Below are 22,818 nucleotides of genomic sequence, written 5' to 3'. Positions count from 1 at the left end.
CCCGGAAGAGGTAGCTGCACATTTGTTCATCTGCGGTTCATCTTAACATTGTGTTGCCAGCAAGGCTCCGCAGATGCGGATCACAAGCCTGTGCACTGCCGTATGGAGAGGCTGCGGTTCGCCGACGCCGTTGCGTGCGCGACCCGGCGATCCGTCATTGGCTTCAACGGCCTGTGACGGATTGCATCGCTATTGAACGAGTGATGGCATGAGCTGAGCGAGCGGCGGAGCTGCGCTAGGCGCCTGCATCTTCGCCGCTTTCATCCGGAATGACGGGCAGGAGGATGCGGCTCAATCCAGATGGATCGTGTCGTGGAGGTCGCGCCACGTTGGATTGGCGGCCTCGATCAAGGCGATCTTCCGTTCGCGAGCCCATTTCTTCATGCGCTTTTCCTGCGCGATCACCTCGTCCGCGCGTTCAAAACGCTCGGCATAGACCAGATGCGTCACCCCATACTTTCGCGCGAATCCGGAACCTCGCCCCTCGCGGTGTTCGGCGACACGACGAGACAGGCTGTTCGTCACGCCGACATAGAGCGTCCCATTCCAACCGCTGGCCATGATGTAGATCCACACCAAGCCTCTCCACCGTCATTCCGGACAAGCTGCGGAGCAGCGCAGCTCCTGAATCCATCATAGAGCAGCTAGGCCCTACGATGGATTCCGGCGCTCCGCTTCGCTTCGGCCGGAATGACGGCGCAGATTTAGCTGACAGCGCCCAAAGCTCAGGCCTCTTCGGCCGCCTTCGCCGCATCGCGCTTCTTCTCGACATGGCGCACCGAGAACACCGAGAGCTCGTAGAGCAGCAGCATCGGGATCGCGAGCATCAGCTGCGAGATCACGTCAGGCGGGGTCAGCACCGCGGCGATGACGAAGACGAAGACGATGGCGTAGCGGCGCTTGTCCTTCAGGAACTGCGCGTCGATGATTCCCGCCTGGCCGAGCAGGGTCAGCACGACCGGCAGCTGGAAGGAGATGCCGAAGGCGAAGATCAGCGTCATGATCAGCGAGAGGTACTCGCTGACCTTGGGCAGCAGCGCGATGCCGGCCTGCCCGTCGGTCGCCGCCTGTTGCATGCCGATCGAGAACTTCATCAGCACCGGCATGGCGAAGAAGAACACCATCGCCGCGCCGAGCAGGAAGAAGATCGGCGTCGCCGCCAGATAGGGCGCGAAGGCTTGACGCTCGTTCTTGTAGAGCCCAGGCGCCACGAATTTGTAGATCTGCGTCGCGATCACCGGGAAGGCGAAGAAGCCGGCGCCGAAAGCCGCGATCTTGATCTGGGTGAAAAGATATTCGAGCGGCGCGGTGTAGATCAGCTGCACGTTCGCGCCCGGCCCCGCCGCCCAGATATAGGGCTGGACGAGGATGTTATAGATCTGCGTCGCGAAGGCGAAGCAGATGAAGAACATGATCAGGAAGGCGATCAGCGATTTGATCAGCCGCGAGCGCAACTCGATCAGATGGTCGATCAGCGGCGCGCGCGACGCCTCGATCTCATCCTCGCCCGCACGCTTCGGATCGGTATTGGCCTCGACGACGCTCATGCCGTCTCTCCGCCCTCGACCTCGGCCGCCTTGGCCTTGCGTTTGCGGACGGGCTTGACCGGGGCTTCCTCGACCACAGCCACCTCAGCCGGCTCTTCGGTCGTGGCAGCCTTGCGTCGGCGCTTCGGCTTTTCCTCCGGTTCGGGCTCGGCAACGGGCGCCGGCTCGATGCTGACAGGGCCCGGCAGATCGGGCGCAGGCAGCGCGGCCAGCATCGCCTCGGCGTCCTTCACGGCCTTGTCGTCGGCCGCCGCCGGCTTCGAGGCGTCGGCGGCGCCGAAGTCCTTCATCGGCTCGATCGGATCGAAATTGGTCGAAGCCTGCACCGAATTGCCGATATCCTCGACCTGCTTCTTCAGGTCTGTCAGCTCGGCCTCGCGCATCGCGTCGTTGAACTGCCCCTGGAATTCGGCGGCCATGCGCCGAATCTTGCCGATCGCCTGCCCGGCGGCGCGCAGCGCCCCAGGCAGATCCTTGGGGCCGATAACGACGAGCGCAACGCCCCCGATCAGCAGCATTTCGCTCCAGGCGATGTCGAACATCGACGGCCGGTCCTTCAGGAAACCTCATGCGCCGCCAGAGCGGCGCGGACTCAGGCCTTGGTCTCGGCCTTGGCCGGCTGCGGGCTCGCAGTCTGGGCCGTCTGGTCGATCACCTTGGGATCGGCCGGCTGCTGCGCGGCCGCCGGCGGGGTCTCGTCCTCGGCCATGCCCTTCTTGAACGACTTGATGCCCTTGGCGACGTCGCCCATCAGTTCGGACACCTTGCCACGGCCGAACAGCAGCATGACGATGACGCCGACGACGATCCAGTGCCAGATACTGACGCCACCCATGGCGGTACTCCTCCGAATTGAACGCGCGGCCCGACTTGTCCCGAAGGGCCAGATGCTTGTGCCGGAAACTAGGTGTCCCCTACAGGGAACACAAGGACTTCGTCCATCGTAATATCGATACCGATGTCCTCGCCCTCGACGACCGCGCCGCGCAAGGCCAGACGTGCCATCAAGGGCTTGTCCAAGCCTTCGACCGCCAGTTCGAGATGGTCGATCTCGCCGAGGAAGCGCCGCGTCACCACCCGCGCAGGCAGGCAGAACCCCTTCGGCACCAGCCTGATCGCCTGCGGCCGGATCGCGAGCACCGCAGCCGCCCCGTCGGCGAGCCCTGGCGCGGGAAAGCGCCCCAGCGGCGTGTCGACGGCGCCGTTGCGGACGATCGCCTCGATTTCGGTAAGATCGCAGAAAAATCGGGCGGCAAAGAGGCTGGCGGGGCGGCGGTAGAGCTCCTCGCCCGTGCCGGACTGGACGATGCGGCCCTGCTGCATCAGCACGATCCGGTCGGCGACACGCATCGCATCCTCGGGATCGTGCGTCACGATGATCGAGGTCGCGCCGATCTCCTGGAGCAGCGCCATCGTCTCGTCCCGCACCGCATCGCGCAGGCGTCGGTCGAGATTGGAAAAGGGCTCGTCCATCAGGAGCACGCCGGGGCGCGGCGCCACCGCCCTTGCCAGGGCGACGCGCTGCTGCTCGCCGCCGGAGAGCATGTGCGGATAGGCTTCGGCGAGGTCGGCGAGGCCGACGCGGGCGATGGCACGCAGGGCCGTCGCGTCGGCCTCGGCATTGCCATAGCCACGCAGGCCGAAGCGGACGTTCTCGCGCACCGAAAGATGCGGGAAGAGCGCGTAGTCCTGGAAGACCAAGCCGACCCCCCTCGCCTCCGGCTCGACGAAGCTGCCAGGCGAGGACACGTCTCGCCCTTCGAGCAAGACACGGCCCGAACTCGGCCGCTCGACCCCGGCGGCGAGCCGCAGCAGCGTCGTCTTGCCGCAGCCGGAATGGCCGAGCAGCGCGACGATTTCGCCGGGCGCGACACTGAGCGAGACCTCGTCCAGCGCCGTCACCGCGCCGAATCGCTGCGTGACGCCGTCGAAGCCGAGCGCCATCGGGATGGCGGCGCCGGCCGTGCCGCGCCGTCCCCATCCCAGCCAACGCATCTTGCTTTCGGTTCGAGCCAAGTCGTTCTCCTGCCGGCCCGACGGGCTCGATCGCCTGCGCTGTGCTAGCTGGCGTCGCCATCGTCAAGCGGCGTGAACAGGTCGCCGAGCGGGTCCTCGTCGTCATGCAGGCTGGGATCGTCGTCCGGCACCGGCACGGTGAGGTCCTTGGCCAGGCGCCCTTCGATGAAGCCGGCGCCCTTCAATTCCTCCAGCCCCGGTAGGTCGTCGATCCGGTCGAGTCCGAAATGGTCGAGGAAGGCCGGCGTCGTGCCGAAGGTCACCGGTCGCCCCGGCGAGCGCCTGCGGCCGCGCAGGCGCACCCAGCCTGCTTCGAGCAGGATGTCGAGCGTGCCCTTGGCGGTGGCGACGCCGCGGATCTCCTCGATCTCGGCCCGCGTCACCGGTTGGTGGTAGGCGATGATGGCGAGCGTCTCCAATGCGGCGCGCGAGAGCTTGCGCGGCGGCTCGGCTTCGGGTGCCAGCAGATAGGCGAGATCGGGCGCAGTGCGGAAGGCATAGCCGCCGGCGACGCGATGCAGCGTGACGCCGCGCATGGCGTAGCTCTGCTCCAGCTCGGCGATCACCCGCTCGATCGGCACGTTCGCCGGCAGCGATTTCGCCAGATCTTCGGCCGAGAGTGGCTGCACCGAGGCGAACAACAGCGCCTCGACGATGCGGCAGGCGCGCGCCAGCGCCTCGTCAGCATCCCATGCTTCCTCGTCCTCGCGCTCGGCTTCGGCCACGGCCATCAGCGCCTCACAGGTCGAGCGTCGGCGGCCGCGCCGAGCGGCGGCGGACGTAGAGCGGCGCGAAAGCGCCATCCTGACGCAAATCGAGCACGCCCTCGCGCACCATTTCCAGCATGGCCGAGAGCGATGACGCCCTCACCGTCGCCGCCATCGTCTCTGTCGGTAGCCCGTGGCTGCTCATATAGCGGGTGAGATAGCCGTCGATCGCGGTCCATTCGCCGGCTTCGCCGACCAGCCGCGCCAGTGCCTCGCGCGCCTCGGCCAACGAAAGAACCTGGCGCTGGCCGACGCTCATCGGCTGGCGGATGCGCTTCTGGCGCTGCTGCGCATAAGCAGCCAGCAGGTCGTAGAGCTCGGCCTCCCAGACCGGCCGCCCCTCGAAGGCGATCACCTCCGGCGCGCCGCGGGCGAAAACATCGCGGCCGAGCCGCTCGCGGGTGGCGAGCCGCTGCGCCGCGGCGCGGATCGTCTCCAGCCGCTTCAGGCGCAGCGCCAGCGCGGTGGCGAGATCGGCCGCGCTCGGCTCCTCGCCCTTGGGCGGTTCGGGCAGCAGCAGGCGCGACTTCAGATAGGCGAGCCAGGCCGCCATGACGAGATAGTCGGCGGCGAGTTCGAGCCGCAGCTCCCGCGCCTTCTCGACGAAGACGAGATATTGCTCCGCCAGCGCCAGGATCGAGATGCGGGCGAGATCGACCTTCTGACGGCGGGCGAGATCGAGGAGCAGGTCGAGCGGCCCTTCATAGCCGTCGACATCGATCACGAACGCCGGTTCCCCGCTCGCGCGCTCCGACGTGCCGTCCTCCTGGAATGGCAGCTCAGCGGCCATCGATGGCCTTATCCCCATGTCCTGCCCCGCCCTTTTGGCGAGGCCGCAACCCCGAGGATAGAATCAGCTTATCTGCCGCCCATGGCAAGAGCGCTCGCGAGTTGTGCCCGCGTAGCCTCGATGTCGAGCGGCTCGGGCTCGTGCCTTATGCGCGCCAGCGCCATCGCGGCGCGGCGCGCCCGCTGGCCGTTCATCTCCGGGACGGCGCCAGCGACCGCGACCATCTCCTCCATGATGCCATGGCAGTGCAGTACCACATCGACGCCGGCCCGGATCGCCGCCCTCGCCTTGTCCTCGAACGAGCCGGAGAGCGCCTTCATCGAGATGTCGTCGGTCATGATCAACCCGTCATAGCCGAGCTCGCCACGCATGATCTCGCGCACGATCTTGCGCGAGACCGTCGCCGGACGACGCTTATCGAGCGCGGTGAAGACGACGTGGGCCGTCATCGCCAGCGGCATGTCGGCGAGATGGCGGAACGGCCGGAAATCATGGGCGCGCAACTCGTCGATACCAGCCTCGACCACCGGCAAGTCGTGATGACTGTCCGCCTTGGCCCGGCCATGGCCAGGCATGTGCTTGATCACCGGCAGCACGCCGCCGGCCAGAAGCCCCTCCGCGGCGGCCCGGCCAAGCGTCGCCACCATGGCCGGATCCCGTGCATAGGCGCGGTTGCCGATCACGTCGTGGCTGCCGGCGATCGGCACGTCGAGCACCGGCAGGCAGTCGACATCGATGCCGACGCTCTTCAGGTCATGCGCCATCAAGCGCGCCGAGAGCCTGACGATCTCGCGCTGCTGGATGGGGTCGTTGATCGCGAGGAAGGCCAGCGCCGGCGGATAGGGCGGCCAATGCGGCGGCCCCATGCGCTGGACCCGGCCGCCTTCCTGGTCGATCAGGATCGGCGCCTGCCAGCCGACGCAGTCATGCATCTGAGCTGTCAGCGCAGCCACTTGCGCCGGGTCCTGCGTATTGCGCTTGAACAGGATGAAGCCCCAGGGCCGGGCGTCGCGGAAGAACGCCCGCTCGTCGGCAGTAAGGCTCGTGCCGAGGCAGCCGGCGATGAAGGCGCGCGAGATCATGGAGCGGTTATCGCCGATTCGGCGATGATGAGCATTGTTTCCCGTCACTGCGAGGAGGCGAAGCCGACGAAGCAATCCAGGGGCCGCAGAGCTCTACGATCTGGATTGCTTCGCTTCGCTCGCAATGACGGGAAAGCCTATCGCAGCGACTGCGACGCCTGCGCGTTGAAGGCGTCGAAGGGCAATTCGGCGACGCGGAACCAGAGCTGTTCCTTCTTCCAGTATGGCAGGAAGGAATCCCACAGCGTCTTGAAGGCCGGGTTCTTCGCCGCCTGGTCGGCGTAGAGAGCGAAGGCTTCCTTGAATGCCGCCTGCATCACGTCCTGCGGGAAGGCGCGCAGCTCCGCGCCACCGGCGATCAGGCGCAGCAGCGCATCGGGATTGCCATGGTCGTATTTCGCCATGCAAAGCGCGTTCGCCTCGGCGCAGGCCGCCTCGACAATGGCGCGGTAATGCGCCGGCAGGCCGGCCCACTTCTCGCTGTTGGCGATGAAGCTGACATTGGCGCAGCCTTCCCAGAAGCCGGGGTAGTAATAGTACTTCGCCACCTTCACGAAGCCGAGCTTCTCGTCATCATAGGGGCCGGAGAACTCGGCCGCGTCGATCGTGCCACGCTCCAGCGCCGGGTAAATGTCGCCGCCGCCGAGCGTCTGCGGCACCACGCCGAGCTTGGCCATGATCTGGCCGCCGAGGCCCGCGATGCGGAATTTCAGGCCCTGGAGGTCGGCGACGCTCTTGATTTCCTTCCGGAACCAGCCGCCCATCTGGGCGCCAGTGTTGCCCGAGGGAATCGTGTGCACGCCGAACTTCTTCATCAGGTCGCGGCAGAGCTCGAGGCCGCCCCCCTGATAGAGCCAGGCGTTCTGCTGGCGCGTGTTGAGGCCGAAGGGCAGCGAGGTCTCGAAGGCAAAGGCGGTGTCCTTGCCGATATAGAAGCTCGACAGCGTGTGGCTGCATTCGACCGTGCCGTTCTGCACCGCATCGAGCGCCTGCAGCGCCGGCACGATCTCGCCGGCGGCGAAGGTCTGGATCTGGAACTGGCCGTCGGTCGCCTCGGCCACGCGCTTGGCGACCTGGGTCGAGATGCCGAACAGCGTGTCCAGGCTCTTCGGATAGCTCGAGGTCAGGCGCCAATTGATCTTCGGATTGGTCTGCGCGATCGCCGGCGCGGCGATGGTCGCGGCAGCGGCTCCGACGGCCGAGGTCTTGAGAAGCTTGCGGCGGTCCATGGTGTTTCCTCTCATGTGCAGGCCTTCGGCTTTTTTTGACGGGACTAGGCCGCTGACTCGGGGGCGAAGCTAAACCACGCGCTGACCGGGCTCCAGTCACGGCCCCGCAACGCGTGCATGTCCGGATAGCGGGAGCAATCCGGGATTCCTGCACAGCGGCAGGAGGATGCGGTTCAGCCGCCTGCGCCGCCAGCAAGCAGGCCGGCCCCGAGCATGGCCAGTCGGCAGACCGTCCGCGCACCGAGGCCGCCGAGGTCCTCCTCGGGGACGAACTCGACGATGTTGAAGCCGATGATCGGCGCGCGCGCCGCGACGCCGTTCAGGAGGTCGACGAGATCACCATAGCCGAGGCCGCCGGGCGCCCGGCCGAGCACGCCCGGCACCACCGACGGATCGAGGCCGTCGACATCCAGGCAGACCACGACCGGCCGGCCCGCCGGCAAGCATTGGACCGCATAGCCGGTCCCCTTCTCCCTGAGCGTGCGCATATCGATGAGTTGCGCCCCGGCGGCGCGCGCCTCGCTCACATCGCTTTCGCGCGCGCTGCCGATACCGCGGGCGCCGACCTGCACCATCGCCTTGACGCCGGCGAATTCGGAGGCGCGCCGCATTGTGCTGGACAGCCCGAAGCGCTCGCCCTCGACCTCCTCGCGCCAGTCGATATGCGCATCGATCTGCAGGATGCTGATCTCGCTGTGTGCAGCGAAGGCTCTCAGGGCCGGAATCTGCACGCTGTCATCGCCGCCGAGCAGCAAGGGCGCAGCACCGCGCGCCAGTAACGCCGCATAAATGGCCTCGATCCGCGCGCGATTACCGGCGAAGTCGCCCGGATCGAAAGCGATATCGCCGCAATCCACCAGGTTCTGGTCCGACCAGACCGACGCCCGGCCGAGATCGAAATCATAGTGCCCGCGCCGCGTGGCCTGTTTCGCACTCATACGGCGAATGGCGGCCGGTGCGGAGGCGCTATGCAGACTGCCTGACGGATAGCGTGTCGCGCCGGGAATGCCGATCACGGCGACCGCGCCGCGCGGCACTGCGTCGAAGGCGACGGCGTCGCAGCCGAGGAAGGTCTCGCTGGCGCGGGACATCGGGTCGAGAGGCATATCGAGTGAACGCGGCTGATGAATGAGTTCTCCAGCCTGCCTACCACCGAGCGCCTCGATAAGCCCGAGATATCGCCTAGCGACAGGCGTGCTTACGCCAAACGAAAACACCGGCCGCGACGATCGCGGCCGGTGTCAGGTGTCTATGAGAAAGTCGGCTGTGCGTCAGTTCTTCGCGATGAAGCACTGGCCGCCGGCGGCCTGCAGCGCCGAGCACATCGAGCTCGCATCCTCGCGGGAATACGGGCCGACGCGCAGGCGATAGACCGTCTTGCCGCCGGCGAGCTCGGTCTTGCGCACGATCGGGTTCTGGCCGCCGAGCTGATCGGAATATTTGCGCTGCAGCGCCGCGAAAGTGGCGCGCGCCTCGGCCTCGCTGCCCGGCGCGCCGAGCTGCACGACGAAGCCGCCTGCCGGGTCGGTGCGCGGCGCCGTCGCTGCGGGCGCAGCAGGCTGCACCGGCTGCGGCGCCAGCGCCGCGGTCCGGGTCGTGTTGGCGGGCGGCGTCTGCGAGGCCGGCGGGGTCGCCGGAGCAGCCGCGCGTTCCTGCGATTTGGGCGCTTGTGCAGCCGGGGTGGGCGTCGCCGAAGGCGTCGCAGCCGGGCGGTTCGACGGCGCCGAGCCGGTCACAATGCCCTGCCCTGCTCCGTTCGTGGCGGCTGCATTGCTGGTCGCCGGGGTACCGTCCGGACGGATCGCGACGGTGCGCACCTTGCGCGGCTCACCAAGGCCGGGCACGGCCGGGATCGGGATCAGGCCGGGTTCGGTCGGAGCCAGAGCGGCAGCCGCCGTATCGGTCGGCGTGATGCTGCCATTCGACGTCTGCGTCGGGCGCTGCGCCGCCATCGAGCGCGCCGCCTGCTGGACATCGACCGGCTGTTCCTCGCGACTGACGACCTTGGTCTTGTCGGTCGAGGCGTCGCCGCTACGCTCGTAGATCTGCTTGTTCTGGTTCGGGATCTCGGCGCCGCCCGGATTGACCGGCGCGACCTTGGACGGGCCGGTATCGGCCGTGATCACCGGCGGTTGGCCGTTGACGCCCGCTGGGCGCGTGTCGCGAAAGACCATGGCGGCACCGACACCGCCGATCGCGACGACGGCCAAGGCGGCGGCCGTCAGCAGCCCCTTGCGCGAGCGTGGCCGCTGGAAGTCGCGAGACTCGTCCTCGGCGATCTGCGACTGGGCGTCATAGTTTGGGGCGGCATGATAGTCGTGATCGTAAGCTTGGGCTTGCGCCTGCGGCTGGCCGGCAGCGTCATCGAGATCGCGCGGCTGCTCGGGGACATAGGCGTGATGCGCGTCATGCTGCATCGCATAGGGCTGTGCCTGTGACGGTACCGGCAGCGGGTCCGGCTGGTCGTAGTCGTATGCCGGTGCGACGGGCGCCTTCGCGACCGGCTGAGCCGGCGCGGCCCGCACGGGCTCGGTCCGGCGCAGCAGCGCCTCGAATTCGTCGAGCGTGCCGCGCACATCCGGCGGCGGCGAAGCCGACGGCGCCTGCGGCGGCGTGACCAATGTCGGCTGGAAGCTCGGCTCGGTCCGAGCCCAGGAGGCGGGCTGCGGCGCAGCTGGGCGCACCGGCTCGGGGCGACCGGCGAAGAGTTCCTTCAACGGATCGTCCTGGCCGACGAGGCGCGTCAGCTCCATCAGCGGGTCGCTCGCGGCGCCCGGCTTCTGAGGCTGGGCCGCTCCGCGCAGCTGGCGCTCGAGATCGTCGAGATCGAGGGCGAAACGGTTTCTAGCTGGCTCGCTCATGACTTGATCCATTCCAGCGCGTGCCGTCACCCATCAAAGGACGTCGCCACAGCGCGGTCAATCTGACGAAAGCCTTAGCCGATCGCCTTTCGGCAGATCGGCCAACACCACTTCCGTGTCGGACCCGGCGGACGCCGACCGGATCATCCTGATCCGCAAAGCGTCCGATGCGCCGGGATGGATCCCGTCAGCGCATCTCCTCCGGCGCCGTCACCCCAACGACCGCCAGACCGGAAGCAAGGACGCTGCGCACGGCATGCACGAACGCCAATCTTGCCGATGTCGACTTTCGATCAGTTTGATTAACGAACCGTAATTGCGGCGAGTCTTTGCCCTTGTTCCACAGCGAGTGGAAGGCACTCGCCAATTCGTGCACGAAGAAGGCGACACGATGGGGCTCGTGTGACGCAGACGCGGCGTCGATCATCCTCGGATAAGCGGCAATCATCTTGACGATGCCGATCTCCGACTCGTCGGTCAGCAGGCCGAGGTCGGCCTGCGCCAGCGACTGCGGTGACAGGTCGAGATCCGGGAAGACCTCGGCTGCCTGGCGGAAGATCGAGGCGCAGCGCGCATGCGCGTACTGGACGTAGAAGACGGGATTGTCCTTCGACTGCTCGACCACCTTGGCAAGATCGAAGTCGAGCGTCGCATCGTTCTTGCGGAAGATCATCATGAAGCGGACGGCATCACGGCCGACCTCGTCGATGACCTCGCGCAGGGTGACGAAATCGCCCGAGCGCTTCGACATCCGGACCTGCTCGCCATTGCGCAGCAGTCGCACCAGCTGGCAGAGCTTGACGTCGAGCGCGCCCTGCCCGTTCGTCACCGCCTTCACGGCGGCCTGCATGCGCTTGACGTAGCCGCCATGGTCGGCGCCCCAGACGTCGATCATCTCGGCGAAGCCGCGCGTGAACTTCGAGCGGTGATAGGCGATGTCGTTGGCGAAATAGGTGTAGCTGCCATCCGATTTCAGCAGCGGCCGGTCGACGTCGTCGCCGAACTGCGTGGCGCGGAACAGCGTCTGCTCGCGATCCTCCCAGTCCTCGTCCTTCTGGCCCTTGGGCGGCGGCAGGCGGCCCTCATAGATCAGATCACGCGCGCGCAGATCCTCGATCGTCTGGTGCACCGCATTGGAATTCCCGTCCCTGCCCTGCAACGAGCGCTCCGAGAAGAAGACCTGGTGGACCACGCCGAGCGCGGCGAGATCGTCGCGGATCATCGCCATCATCCCCTCGATCGCGACCTGGCGCACCAGAGGCAGCCAGTCCCATTCGGCCTTGTCGCGCAGCGCCGGCCCATGCTCGCGCGCCAGCGTCTCGCCGACCGAAACGAGATAATCGCCGGGATAGAGCCCTTCCGGGATTGCGCCGATCTCCTCGCCCAGCGCCTCGCGATAGCGCAAGAAGGCGGAACGGGCGAGCACGTCGACCTGAGCGCCGGCATCGTTGATGTAGTATTCGCGGGTGACATCGTGCCCGGCGAAGGCGAGCAGGCTTGCCAGCGCGTCGCCAAAGACCGCGCCACGACCATGGCCGACATGCATCGGCCCGGTCGGATTGGCCGAGACGTATTCGACATTGACCTTCGGCGCAGGCTTGGGCGCGCCGCGGCCATGCTCCGTGCCGGCCAGCACAGCCGTTTTCAGAATCTGAGTGAATACAGCAGGTTGCAGTGTCAGGTTGATGAAACCGGGGCCGGCGATCTCGGCCTTGAGGACATCGCTGTCCTTGGCCAGTTCGGCGACGATCAGCTCGGCGAGCGCGCGCGGCGCCATGCCGGCCTCCTTGGCCAGCACCATCGCGGCGTTGATCGCAAGATCGCCATGCGCCGGGTCCTTCGTCGGCTCGACCACGACGCGCACCAGCGACAGGCCGGCCGGCATACGGCCGGCCTCGGCCAGCCCGGACAGGACGGCGGCGAGGCGTGCGGAGAAAGTCTCGAAAATGTTCATGGCGACCAAAGATGCATCGGGAAGCGGGCCAGCGCCTATCGTAGCGACGGGGTGGCGTCAAACAGGCGCCGGTGCTCGTCGAGTGCGTAGGAATCGGTCATGCCGGCGATGTAGTCGGCGATTCGGCGCGAAAGGCGCGCTTCGTCGAGCTTCTCGCACCCTGCCGCCCACTCCGAGGACATGGCCTGCGGCTGCGCCTTGAAGCGCACGAACAGGTCGCGGACGATGTCGGCCGCCTCCTTGCGGATCACGCCGATGCGCGGGTGGCGGTACATGTTCGGATAGAGAAAGCCCTTGATCGCCTTGTCGGCTTCGACGATCGCCGGCGAGAACGCGACGACCGGGGCGCCGGCCCGTCTGATCGCGTCGGCATCAGTAGGCGCCAGCGCCGCGATCCGCGCCTCGGATTCAGCGATCACGTCCTCGACGAAGCGGGTGATCACCCGGCGCACCAGCTCGTTGGTGGCACGCGACCGCTCCAGGCCGGGGTGCAGGCGATCGATCTCGTCCAGAAGCCCGGCGAGGAACGGCACGACGCGCAGCTCCGGAAGATCGAACAGCCCGGCGCGCAGGCCGTCATCAATGTCATGGGCGTTATAGGCGATGTCGTCGGCGAGCGCGGCGACCTGCGCCTCGGCCGAGGCATGGCTGTCCAGCCAGAGGTCCTGCTTCTCCTGATATTCGAGGATCGCGACCGGAATGCCGGTCTTGGCGTAGCGCTCGGTCGGCTTCCCGTCCGCGGTCAGCAGCGGCCCGTTGTGCTTGACGAGCCCCTCCAGTGTCTCCCAGGTCAGGTTGAGCCCGTCGAAATCGGCATAGCGCCGCTCCAGCCGGGTGACGATCCGAAGCGTCTGTGCATTGTGGTCGAAGCCGCCGAAGCCCACCATGCATTCGTCGAGCGCGTCCTCGCCGGTATGGCCGAAGGGCGTGTGACCGAGGTCATGCGCCAGCGCCAGTGCCTCGGCCAGATCCTCGTCGAGCCCGAGCGCACGTGCCAGGGCACGCGCGATCTGCGCCACCTCGATCGTATGGGTCAGGCGTGTGCGGAAATGGTCGCCCTCATGCGAGACGAAGACCTGGGTCTTGTGCTTCAGCCGGCGGAAGGCGGTGGAATGGATGATGCGGTCGCGGTCGCGCTGGAACGGATTGCGCGTCGCCGAGCCCGGCTCCTCGACCAGCCGGCCGCGGCTCGTTGCCGTGCGGCAGGCGTAGACCGCACGCCAGCGATCGCCGGGCTCGCGCGTCTGGGCGGTGGCGTTCTCGTGTGCGTGCGGCATGGCAGCCCCGTCAGGAGGCGCGGCTTGAAGCGATGCGCCTGCGCCATTACCTTTGCAATCGAGGCAGGAGCAAGGATGTTCTGCGCATGACCATGGCGATCGAGGCCAATCCGCACGCGATCTCGCTGACCGACAAGGCGGCGAGCCGCATCGTCGCGGTGATGGCAAGCGAAGCTCCCGGCGCGATGCTGCGTGTCAGCGTCGCCGGTGGCGGCTGCTCGGGATTCCAGTATGTCTTCGACATCGACCGCGAGAAGGCCGAGGGGGACCTCGTGCTGGAGCGCGATGGTGCGACCGTGCTGATCGACGAGACCTCGGTCGAGCTTCTCGGAGGTTCGACCATCGACTTCGTCGACGACCTTGTCGGTCAGTCCTTCAAGATCATCAACCCGAACGCGACGAGTTCCTGCGGCTGCGGCACCTCCTTCGCGCTCTAAAAACCGCGTCAGCCCGGCAGCACCATCGGCCTGAAGGCGCGGAGCAGGTCGGCGTCGAGCTTGGCGCCCATCCCGACCAGCACGGAATAAGCTTCTTCGGGCGCCATTGGCTCCTTGTAGGAACGCCGCTCGATCAGGGCGGCGTAGATGTCGCAGATCGTGATCATCCGGACCACGTCGGAGATCTCGTTGGCCTTCAGCCCCTGCGGATAGCCCGAACCATCGAGATATTCATGATGGCTGCGCGTCGCCTCGACGACCTCGCGGGCGAAGGCGCCCTGCCGCATCAGCATCTCGTAGCCGATCTGCGGATGCTCGCGCACAATCGCGAACTCCTCCACCGTCAGCTTGCCGGGCTTATGCAGGATCGCGAGAGGAACGCGCGCCTTGCCGATGTCGTGCAGCACGGCGGCGCTGGTCACCAGCTTGCGCGCCGCCTCGGGAAAGCCGAGTTCGCGGGCAAACGCGGCGGCGAGCCCGGCGACCAGCAGGCAGTGCTGATAGGTCGCGTCGTCGTGGTTCCAGACCATGTCGAGCCAGGCGCCGATATCACGGTCGTCGGCGGCGCGGTTGATCGCCTCGACGCCGCCCTCGATGGCGGCAACCGGCAGCGCCGCGCCGTCGGTGGCAGCCGCGAGGATATCGGCCATGGCGGCGGACGCGGCGAGGAAGTGCCGCTGAATCGGCGCCTGCCCATCCGGATTGAGGATGCGGCCGATCTCGTCGAGCAGGGTCTTCGCGGGCATGTCGGCCGGCAGGATCGCGCTGGCGCCGATCGCGTTGGCCTGGGTGGTCAGGCGCGGCGACCGCTCGCGCAGCAGGCAGAGATAGGGTATTCCGTTCCGCCTGCGCTCCGCGAGCTGGTTGCGCACAGCTTCGACCGCCGCGCGCTTCGACAGATCGACATCGCTGACGAGCAGGCGCTTCGGCGCCATCCCGCCCTGCGTCGGGCGATGCACGTCGATGACGTCGCAAGGTCCCCAAAGCGACAGGAGCCGCTCGAGCTTGACGCTCTGTTCCGGGCGGTCGGTGATCAGCAGCACGGCGATCGGCATGTCCTCATAACGAGGATACCCTAGCCGCGGGTCCATTGAGGTCCCGTGAAACTGAATCGTTCAAATTCGCCGTTTCCGTTCAGAAACGACGAAAACCTCGCCGATATCGGGGCGCTGACCATCGCGGGGAGCGCACACCAAAAAAAGCGCCCGGAGGCGCCCTTTTGGAGAAAGCTTTTCTCAGTGCGAGCTTAGAGCCCCGCCCTGCTCCATCCGGATCTCGGCCGCCATCAGCCCCTTCGGCCCAGGCCCGTAGCGCACCAGCACGGTCTGCCCGGGGATCAGCTCGACGATGCCGTAGCGGCGCAACGTCTCCATATGGACAAAGATGTCGGGCGCGCCTTCGCCGGCGGAGACGAAGCCGAAGCCACGCAGCCGGTTGAACCACTTCACCACCATGCGCTCCAGCCCGCTGGTCGGCGTGATCGTCGCATTGGTCCGCGGCATCGGCATCTCGGCCGGGTGGCGCGCGGCAGAAGTGTCGATCGAGAGCACGCGGACAGCCTGGCGGCCACGGGCCTTGGCGACCGCCTCAAGGACGATGCGCGCGCCTTCGGCGATGGCGTGGAAGCCGTCGCGTTTCAGAGTGGTGACATGGACCAGGACGTCGCTGCCGCCATCCTGTGGCACGACGAAGCCATAGCCCTTGCTGACGTCGAACCATTTGACATGACCGGTGATCTCGACCGTCTGCTCGCCAACGTCGTCAGGCCCGTCCAGCCGCACGATCCGGTTGAGCGATTGCAGCGGGCCGACCGGTGGCCTGCCTCCGTCGCCGTATTCGTCGGACATGTCCCGCTCATCTCCGCCGCGAACGTGATTCGTGACGTGACGATAGCACCCCGGCGGAGTCGCGAAACAGTCGCTTCCGGCTCATCCACATCATCAGCATGCGTAAAGCGCCTGAGAGGTCGCAAAAGCTGCGCCTTGTCGCTTTCATGCATCGCGCCGATGATGTTCGGAGAGCGCTTCGGAGACCAGTCATGCGCATCGTCCGCATCGAGCCCTTCATCCTGCACATCCCGGTGACCGGCGGCTCGATCGCCGATTCGACCCACAAGATCAGCCATTGGGGCGTGGTCGGCACGACGATCACCACCGAGGACGGCCTCGTCGGCTACGGCTTCACCGGCACCCATGCCGACCTTGCGTCCGACCGGCTGATCACCTCCTGCATCCGCGACTGCTATGCCCCGCTGCTCGCCGGCGAGGACGCCTCCGAGCATTCGCGGCTCTGGCTGAAGCTCGCCCGTCATCCGGCGCTGCAATGGGTCGGCCGCGCCGGCATCACCCAGCTCGCGCTCGCCGCCGTCGACGTCGCGCTCTGGGATCTCAAGGCGAAGAAGGCCGGTATGCCGCTCTGGCATCTGCTCGGCGGCGCCAGCAAGACCAAGCTCGAAGCCTACAACACCGATATCGGCTGGCTCTCAATCCCCAAGGACGAACTCGTCGAGGGCGCACGCATGGCGGTCGAGCGCGACGGCTTCCATCGCATCAAGATCAAGGTCGGCCATGCCGATCCGATGACCGATATCGGCCGGCTCGAAGCGGTACGCCGCGCCATCGGCGACCATGTCACCATGGCGATCGACGGCAACGGCAAATGGGACCTGCCGACTTGCAAGCGCTTCTGCGCCCGCGCCGAGGCGCTCGACATCTTCTGGTTCGAGGAGCCGCTCTGGTACGACGATATCGGGTCGCATGCCGAGCTGGCACACTCGACCGCGATCCCGGTCGCACTTGGCGAGCAGCTCTACACGCTTGATGCCTTCCGTGCCTTCGTGCAGGCCGGCGCGATCCACTATGTCCAGCCCGACGTCACCCGCCTCGGCGGCATCACCGAATACATCCAGGTGGCGGAGCTGGCGCTGGCTCATCGCCTGCCGGTCGCGCCCCATGCCGGCGAGATGAGCCAGGTCCATGTCCACCTCGCCTACTGGCATCCGGCGACACCAGTCCTCGAATACATCCCCTGGATCAAGGATGCCTTCGTGGAACCGGCCAATGTCGCCGATGGCTGCTTCCTGCGCCCGCAGCAGCCGGGCGCCGGCACCACGCCGACGAAGGATGCTTTCGTGCGCTTCGCCAAGCCTTTGTCCTGATCAGGGGAACCCGCATGCTCGATTTCACCACGCTCGCCGTGTTCACCGCCGCTTGCGCCGTGCTGACCGCGACGCCCGGTCCCGACATGCTGCTGATCGCCTCGCGCAGCATGAGCCAGGGCCGCGCCGCCGGCTTCACGACCTATGCCGGCATCGCCACCGGCAGCTACCTCCAGGCACTCGCAGCCGCCTACGGCTTGTCGCAGCTCTTCCTGCTGGTGCCGGCGGCTTATGACGCGCTGCGCTGGGCCGGCGCGGCCTATCTGGCCTGGCTCGCCTGGAAGACCTTCAGATCGCCCGCGACGCTGTTCGCGCCGACGGCGGATGCGGCGCGTTTCCCGCTGCGCCAGATCTTCCTGCAGGGCCTGCTGACCAACCTGCTCAACCCGAAGATGGCGCTGTTCATGCTGGCGCTGCTGCCGCAGTTCCTGAAGCCCGAGGCCGGCTCGCTCCTGCTCCAGGTCGTGGTGCTGGCCTCGATCCTCAACCTGATGGGTCTGATCGCCAACGGCATCGTCGTCATGACCGCGAGCCGGCTCGGCCGCGCCATTGCGAGCCGCCCGCACCTCGCGCTCTGGCCCCAGCGCATCCTCGGCGTCGTCTTCGGCGGGCTGGCGCTGCGCCTCGCCTTCGCCTCGCGCGACTGATCAGTTCGCCAATCGCGACAGCACCGGGCCGATCTCGCTGCGCACGACAAGATCGGCGATCGGGTCGAGATCGGTCGGCTCGCGATTGAGAATGACGAGCTTCGCCCCGTTGCGTTTGGCGATCACCGGAAAGGTCGCGGCCGGGAAGACGACAAGCGAGGAGCCGGCGACGAGATAGAGGTCGGCCGACATCGTCAGCTCATGCGCCCGCAGCATCGGCTGCTGCGGCATTTGCTGGCCGAAGGAGATCGTCGCCGTCTTCACCACGCCGGCGCACATCGTGCAGGCGGCCGGCTCGCCACTCGCCTCGAACGCGGCCCGGATCGCCGAAAGCTCATGGCGCCAGCCGCAGGTCAGGCAGGTCGCGTAGGTACCGTTGCCGTGCAGCTCGATCACGCCATCCTCGGCGATGCCCGAGGCCTGATGCAGACCGTCGATATTCTGGGTGATCACGCCGGGCGAGCGCCCTTCCGCCACCAATGTCGCCAGCGCCCGATGGCCGCGATTGGGCCTGGCGTCGCGATAATGGTCGTCCATCGCGAATTTGCGCCGCCAGGCTTCGATCCGCGCCTCGCGGCTGGCGAGGAAGGCGTCGAAGGGGATCGGCTTGTTCTGCATCCAGGGCGAGCCGGGCGAACGGAAATCCGGCACGCCCGATTCGGTCGAGATCCCCGCCCCGGTGAACGGCACGATCACCCGGGCACGATCGAGCATGGCGTGCAATTCCTCGATCGCGTCCTGCGTCGCCTCGTCCATTCCGTCAGCCTCGCATTGCTCCGGTTCGAATATGGGACTTGCTGGCGCCGCGCTCCAGCCCTACCGGCGAAGCCGTTGACGCCGAAAGAAACGCGCCGCAAAGCTCAGCCATGCCTGCGCCCTCTCCCGCCCCACTCAATCCCGACCTCATCGACACCGCGACCCCGCCGATCCCCGAGGCCAAGGCCTGGGCGCGCGGCTATGCCGGTGGCAGTGGCCCGCTGATCGACCTGTCGCAGGCTGTGCCGGGCGCCCCGCCGCCGGCCGCCCTGCTCGAACGCCTCGCCGAGGCTGCGGCGCTGCCCGAGAGCACGCGCTACGGACCGATCGCCGGCGACGACATTCTGCGCGAGGCCTATGCTGCGGAGAGCAGCGCCTTCTATGGCGCGGCGATCCGGCCGCAGGAGGTCGCGATCACCGCCGGCTGCAACCAGGCCTATGTCACGGTGATGATGGCGCTGGCCCGCGCCGGCGACAATGTGCTGCTGCCGACGCCCTGGTACTTCAACCACGAGATGACGCTGAACATGCTCGGCGTCGAGCCGCGCCCGCTCCCTTGCAATCCGGCACAAGCCTTCGTCCCTGATGCGGCGATGGCCGAGACGCTGATCGACGACCGCACCCGCGCCATCGTGCTGGTGACGCCGAACAACCCGACCGGCGCGGTCTATCCGCCCGCCACCATCGCCGCCTTCGCCGAGCTCTGCCGTCGGCGCAGGATCTGGCTGGTACTCGACGAAACTTATCGCGACTTCCTGCCCGAGGGCGCCGACCGCCCGCATGAGCTCTTCGCCGCAAGCGATTGGCAGGATTCGCTGATCGGCCTCTACAGCTTCTCCAAGGCCTATGCCGTTCCCGGCTGGCGCTTGGGCGCCATCACCGCCGGTGAGGCAGCGCTCGCCCAGATCGGCAAGGTGCTCGACTGCGTCCAGATCAGCCCGGTCCGTGCCGGCCAGAGCGCCGTCGCCTGGGGCATCGACGGCATCCGCGCCTGGCGGCAAGCCAACCGCGCCGAGATGAACGCCCGCGCCGCGCTCTTCCGCCAGGCGATAGCGCCGCTGAACGGCTGGCAGGTGCTCGCGGCGGGCGCCTACTTCGCCTATGTCGCCCATCCCTTCGAGGGCGTCCCGGCCGCCGAAGTGGTTCGCCGGCTGGTGCAGGAGCGCGGCGTGCTCGCTCTGCCCGGCCCCTATTTCGGCCCCGGCCAGGAGCAGCATCTGCGCATCGCCATCGCCAATGTCGCGGCCGAACGCATCGCCGCGCTCGGCGAGCGACTGCAGGGTTTTGCGCTCTAAGCACGGAAGCTAGGCTTCGACACCACCACGCTGTCATCCCGGACAAGCCGCGTAGCGGCGCCGATCCGGGATCCATTCCTGAGCCAATCCGATGAAGGTTCCGGAATGGGTCCCGGGTCTTCGCTTCGCTACGCCCGGGACGACACGCGCGTGTTGAAGCGGGCGCGGCTCAACCCTTCGCCGCCGGGCACTTGCTCTCCGACAGCGGCCAGACCGTTTCCTCGGGCGCGATCTTGCGCACGATCTCGAAATAATCCCACGGCCCCTTCGAATCCGCCGGTTTCTTGACCCGCGCGAGATACATCTCGCGCAGCACCCTGCCATCGGCCCGGATTTTGGCATCCTTGGTGAAGGCGTCGTTGATCGGCATGGCGCGCATCGCCGCGGCGACCTTGTCGGGATCGTCGGTGCCGGCCTGCTTCACCGCCTTGAGATAATGCAGCACCGAGCCATAGACGCCGGCATGCAGCATGGAGGGCATCATCCCGGCCTTCTCCAGGAATTGCTTCGACCAGGCGCGCGAGGGCTCGTCGAGATCCCAATAGGACGCGGTGGTCAGGTAAGTGCCTTGCGTCGCCTTGAGGCCGAGGCTGTGCACGTCCTGCAGGAAGAAGATCAGCGCCGCCAGGTTCTGCCCCTGCTCGGCCAGCCCGAACTCGCCGGCCTGCTTGATCGCGTTGACCGTGTCGTTGCCGGCATTGGCGATGCCGATCACCTTGGCGCCGGACGACTGTGCCCTGAGCAGGAAGGAGGAGAAGTCGGCATTGTTCAGCGGATGGCGCACCGCGCCGACGACCTTGCCGCCATTGGCCTCGACCACATCGGTCGCGTCCTTCTGCAACTGATGGCCGAAGGCGTAGTCGGAGGCCAGCATGAACCAGGAAGTGCCGCCGGCCTTGACCACCGCCGAAGCGGTGCCGCGGGCGACGCCATAGGTGTCGTAGGTCCAGTGGAAGCCATAGGGCGAGCACTGCTCGTTGGTTAGCGCCGTGGTGCCGGCGCCGGAATACATCACGATGCGCTTCTTCTCGCGGGCGAGCGACTGCAGCGCCAGCGCCACCGCGGAATTCGGCACGTCGACCACGGCGTCGACCTTGTCGATGTCGAACCATTGCCGGGCCACAGAGGTGCCGACATCGGCCTTGTGCTGGTGATCGGCGGCGACGATCTGGATCGGCTTGCCGAGCACGCTCGCGCCAAATTCCTTCACCGCCAGCTCGGCCGCGATCACCGAGCCCTTGCCGCCGATATCGGCGGTGACGCCGCTCATATCGGTCAGAACGCCGATCTTGACGACATCGTCGCTGACCTGGGCCAGCGCCGGCAGGCTGGCGAGCGCCATCAGGGCGCCGCCTGCTAGAAGCGACCGCATCAGATTCCCTCCCGAGCTATCGTCCGGCAGTGCCGCCGGTTCGATCTCAAAGGCCCTTGGCTTCCAGCCAGGCGACGATCAGGGCCGCGATCTCGTCGCTGTTGTCCTCGCACATCGGCATATGGCCGTTGCCGCTGATGCCGCGCTCCGGCAGCCAGACGAAGTCGGCGCCGAGATAGCGCGCCGTCGCCTCATCGACCGCGCGCGGATGGCGCGGGTCGCTGTCGCCGGTGACGATCAGGATCGGCAGCGCGGCAAGGTTCGCCGGGTCGGCGATGCGCAGACCCTTGCCGCCGATGTTGAAGCGCTCGTTCATCAGGCGCGCGCTCTCGGGCACGATCGAGCGCCGATAAGCCTCGAAGGCCTGCTGCGGGAAGCGCCCGGAATTGGCCCAATAGGCCCGCATGAACTCGGGTGAGATGAAGAGCGGTCTGTCTTCCTCGACCCGGACCGGGCAGCCCAGGCTCTCATCGTCCTTGAGCTTCGCCACCGCCTCGGCATCGTCGGGCAGCACCGGCAGCAGGTTCGCCGGCCCGCCCGGCGCGATGCCGACGATGGCGGCGACGGCCTGCGGGCTCTGCTCGGCGATCCACCAGGCCATCGGCCCGCTCGCGGAGTGCACCAAGAGTACCGCCGGCCCTATCTCCTCCAGCAAACGCTGCAGACTGGTCGCGATCTCGATGCTCGACAGGGTCGCGAAATCCGGCCGCATCGGCGAGCGGCCATGGCCCGGCCAGTCGGGCACGAAGACCTCGCGGCCAGACGCCGCGAAGGCTGCAGCCCAGCCCGGCCGGCCGTCGGGAGTCGTCAGATAGCAGGCGCCGGTATGGCCGCCGCCATGGACGAGGACGATCGGCAACCGCCCCGGCAGGGACGCTCCGAGCCGGTCGACATAGATCGGATGGGCGTCGGCGCCCGAATAGAAGCACTCCGGCGCGCGCGAAAGCGCCTGCCACCTTGTGGCACCAGCCTGATCCATCGCCTCCTCCCGGCACGGCAAAACCGTGCCATTCCTTGTCCGGGATGCTAGGACCGGCTCATGGCGCGCGCAACAAAAAAGTCTAATGTGAGACTAATTCCGCAGGACGGGGCCGGCGAGCTCGATGCCGGGCAGCGGCGCGCCATCCTCGACGGCACCGCGATCCCGACCGCCTACAAGATCGGCTACATCCTGAACTTCTATCGCGAGCCCTCCTTCCGGGCGATCGAGATGGAATTCGGGCTGACCCGGCCGGAGATCGTCATCCTGATCTTCCTGACCGTGCGCGACGGCGCCAGCGCCAGCGAGTTCTGCGAATTCTCCGGCCACCTCAAGGCCAGCGTCAGCCGCGCCGTGATCCTGCTCGAAAAGAAGAAGCTGATCCGCCGCGAGCCCGACAAGGCCGACAGCCGCCGCCAGCTCCTCTTCCTGACGATGGAGGGCCGCGCGCTCTACGAACGCTACATCCCGGCACTCAAAGCCAGGGAGGCGGCGATGCTCGATTGCCTTTCCGGCGAGGAGCGGACCCAGCTCGGGCGGCTGCTCGACAAGCTCGCCGCCCATGTCCCGCAATGGGGCTTCGCCTCCGAGCTTTGAGGCCCCGAAGCGTCAGCGCGGCGGCCTTGGCCTCGGCCGCCTTGCGGTTGTCAAG

General features: G+C 67.2%; 23 protein-coding genes. 5 read left to right on the top strand and 18 right to left on the bottom strand.

The genetic code is table 11. The annotated features are described in order from the left end of the window. Positions 1-291 precede the first annotated feature (291 nt). The 13 genes from B6S44_RS02755 to B6S44_RS02695 form a co-directional block, all read right to left on the bottom strand. The gene (locus tag B6S44_RS02755; protein WP_465246077.1) at positions 292-576 is read right to left on the bottom strand and encodes a GIY-YIG nuclease family protein; all 285 of its coding nucleotides are present in this window, start codon (positions 574-576) and stop codon (positions 292-294) included. Between the two features lie 149 nt (positions 577-725). Continuing rightward, a complete protein-coding gene (gene tatC, locus B6S44_RS02750; protein WP_129155213.1) occupies positions 726-1,547 on the bottom strand; it encodes a twin-arginine translocase subunit TatC in 822 nt (273 codons plus the stop codon). Continuing rightward, positions 1,544-2,089, bottom strand: a complete 546-nt coding sequence (gene tatB / locus B6S44_RS02745; protein WP_129155212.1) for a Sec-independent protein translocase protein TatB — start codon at positions 2,087-2,089, stop codon at positions 1,544-1,546. Before tatB ends, tatC begins: the two co-directional genes overlap by 4 nt. Positions 2,090-2,139: 50 nt before the next feature. Further along, the gene (locus B6S44_RS02740) at positions 2,140-2,382 is read right to left on the bottom strand and encodes a twin-arginine translocase TatA/TatE family subunit (RefSeq protein WP_129155211.1); all 243 of its coding nucleotides are present in this window, start codon (positions 2,380-2,382) and stop codon (positions 2,140-2,142) included. 68 nt (positions 2,383-2,450) lie between these two features. Further along, a complete protein-coding gene (locus B6S44_RS02735; protein ID WP_206735076.1) occupies positions 2,451-3,542 on the bottom strand; it encodes an ABC transporter ATP-binding protein in 1,092 nt (363 codons plus the stop codon). Positions 3,543-3,607: 65 nt separating this feature from the next. Beyond that, the gene (gene scpB / locus B6S44_RS02730; protein ID WP_129155210.1) at positions 3,608-4,294 is read right to left on the bottom strand and encodes an SMC-Scp complex subunit ScpB; all 687 of its coding nucleotides are present in this window, start codon (positions 4,292-4,294) and stop codon (positions 3,608-3,610) included. A 7-nt stretch (positions 4,295-4,301) separates the two neighbouring features. Beyond that, entirely contained in the window at positions 4,302-5,120 is an 819-nt protein-coding gene (locus tag B6S44_RS02725) for a segregation and condensation protein A (RefSeq protein WP_129155209.1), read from the bottom strand. A gap of 68 nt (positions 5,121-5,188) precedes the next feature. Next, the gene (nagZ, locus tag B6S44_RS02720; protein WP_129155208.1) at positions 5,189-6,202 is read right to left on the bottom strand and encodes a beta-N-acetylhexosaminidase; all 1,014 of its coding nucleotides are present in this window, start codon (positions 6,200-6,202) and stop codon (positions 5,189-5,191) included. 137 nt (positions 6,203-6,339) lie between these two features. After that, positions 6,340-7,431, bottom strand: coding sequence for a TRAP transporter substrate-binding protein (locus tag B6S44_RS02715; RefSeq protein ID WP_129155207.1), 1,092 nt, complete (start codon positions 7,429-7,431; stop codon positions 6,340-6,342). A 173-nt stretch (positions 7,432-7,604) separates the two neighbouring features. Then, complete coding sequence (locus B6S44_RS02710; RefSeq protein ID WP_129155206.1) at positions 7,605-8,522, bottom strand: arginase family protein; 918 nt, start codon at positions 8,520-8,522, stop codon at positions 7,605-7,607. A 180-nt stretch (positions 8,523-8,702) separates the two neighbouring features. Beyond that, complete coding sequence (locus tag B6S44_RS02705; RefSeq protein ID WP_164985695.1) at positions 8,703-10,292, bottom strand: SPOR domain-containing protein; 1,590 nt, start codon at positions 10,290-10,292, stop codon at positions 8,703-8,705. A 187-nt stretch (positions 10,293-10,479) separates the two neighbouring features. After that, positions 10,480-12,246: an arginine--tRNA ligase gene (gene argS, locus B6S44_RS02700; protein ID WP_129155204.1), complete on the bottom strand. Its 1,767-nt coding sequence runs from the start codon at positions 12,244-12,246 to the stop codon at positions 10,480-10,482. A gap of 35 nt (positions 12,247-12,281) precedes the next feature. Further along, positions 12,282-13,523 carry a deoxyguanosinetriphosphate triphosphohydrolase gene (locus B6S44_RS02695; RefSeq protein WP_129155203.1) on the bottom strand — a complete coding sequence of 414 codons (1,242 nt, stop codon included), beginning with the start codon at positions 13,521-13,523 and terminating at the stop codon, positions 12,282-12,284. A gap of 86 nt (positions 13,524-13,609) precedes the next feature. Here B6S44_RS02695 and B6S44_RS02690 point away from each other — a divergent pair, with 86 nt between their 5' ends. Beyond that, positions 13,610-13,960, top strand: coding sequence for a HesB/IscA family protein (locus tag B6S44_RS02690; protein ID WP_248309404.1), 351 nt, complete (start codon positions 13,610-13,612; stop codon positions 13,958-13,960). A gap of 8 nt (positions 13,961-13,968) precedes the next feature. Here the strand turns inward: B6S44_RS02690 and B6S44_RS02685 are convergent, their stop codons facing one another. Beyond that, positions 13,969-15,015 (bottom strand): HD-GYP domain-containing protein, encoded by a 1,047-nt coding sequence (locus tag B6S44_RS02685; protein WP_164985694.1) that lies wholly within the window; start codon positions 15,013-15,015, stop codon positions 13,969-13,971. 180 nt (positions 15,016-15,195) lie between these two features. Continuing rightward, a complete protein-coding gene (locus B6S44_RS02680) occupies positions 15,196-15,807 on the bottom strand; it encodes a cold-shock protein (RefSeq protein ID WP_129155201.1) in 612 nt (203 codons plus the stop codon). A gap of 191 nt (positions 15,808-15,998) precedes the next feature. On the opposite strand from B6S44_RS02680, the gene B6S44_RS02675 reads away from it, so the two are divergent. Together B6S44_RS02675 and B6S44_RS02670 are read left to right on the top strand one after the other, a co-directional pair. Continuing rightward, entirely contained in the window at positions 15,999-17,117 is a 1,119-nt protein-coding gene (locus B6S44_RS02675; protein ID WP_129155200.1) for a mandelate racemase/muconate lactonizing enzyme family protein, read from the top strand. Between the two features lie 14 nt (positions 17,118-17,131). Continuing rightward, entirely contained in the window at positions 17,132-17,764 is a 633-nt protein-coding gene (locus B6S44_RS02670; protein WP_129155199.1) for a LysE family translocator, read from the top strand. Here the strand turns inward: B6S44_RS02670 and B6S44_RS02665 are convergent, their stop codons facing one another. Further along, complete coding sequence (locus tag B6S44_RS02665; RefSeq protein ID WP_248309403.1) at positions 17,765-18,520, bottom strand: SIR2 family NAD-dependent protein deacylase; 756 nt, start codon at positions 18,518-18,520, stop codon at positions 17,765-17,767. It abuts the gene before it with no gap. A 110-nt stretch (positions 18,521-18,630) separates the two neighbouring features. On the opposite strand from B6S44_RS02665, the gene B6S44_RS02660 reads away from it, so the two are divergent. Next, positions 18,631-19,815 (top strand): aminotransferase, encoded by a 1,185-nt coding sequence (locus B6S44_RS02660; protein ID WP_129155198.1) that lies wholly within the window; start codon positions 18,631-18,633, stop codon positions 19,813-19,815. Positions 19,816-19,984: 169 nt separating this feature from the next. Here the strand turns inward: B6S44_RS02660 and B6S44_RS02655 are convergent, their stop codons facing one another. Both B6S44_RS02655 and B6S44_RS02650 read right to left on the bottom strand, forming a co-directional pair. Further along, positions 19,985-21,187, bottom strand: coding sequence for an ABC transporter substrate-binding protein (locus tag B6S44_RS02655; protein ID WP_129155197.1), 1,203 nt, complete (start codon positions 21,185-21,187; stop codon positions 19,985-19,987). A 46-nt stretch (positions 21,188-21,233) separates the two neighbouring features. After that, positions 21,234-22,166: an alpha/beta fold hydrolase gene (locus B6S44_RS02650; RefSeq protein WP_129155196.1), complete on the bottom strand. Its 933-nt coding sequence runs from the start codon at positions 22,164-22,166 to the stop codon at positions 21,234-21,236. Positions 22,167-22,253: 87 nt separating this feature from the next. Between B6S44_RS02650 and B6S44_RS02645 the strand changes: the two genes are divergently transcribed. Further along, complete coding sequence (locus B6S44_RS02645) at positions 22,254-22,763, top strand: MarR family winged helix-turn-helix transcriptional regulator (protein ID WP_248309402.1); 510 nt, start codon at positions 22,254-22,256, stop codon at positions 22,761-22,763. Positions 22,764-22,818: the final 55 nt, after the last annotated feature.

The sequence above is a fragment of the Allobosea sp. Tri-44 genome (genome assembly GCF_004123845.1).
GTDB lineage: Bacteria > Pseudomonadota > Alphaproteobacteria > Rhizobiales > Beijerinckiaceae > Allobosea.
This window is presented reverse-complemented; position numbering and strand designations above follow the sequence as displayed.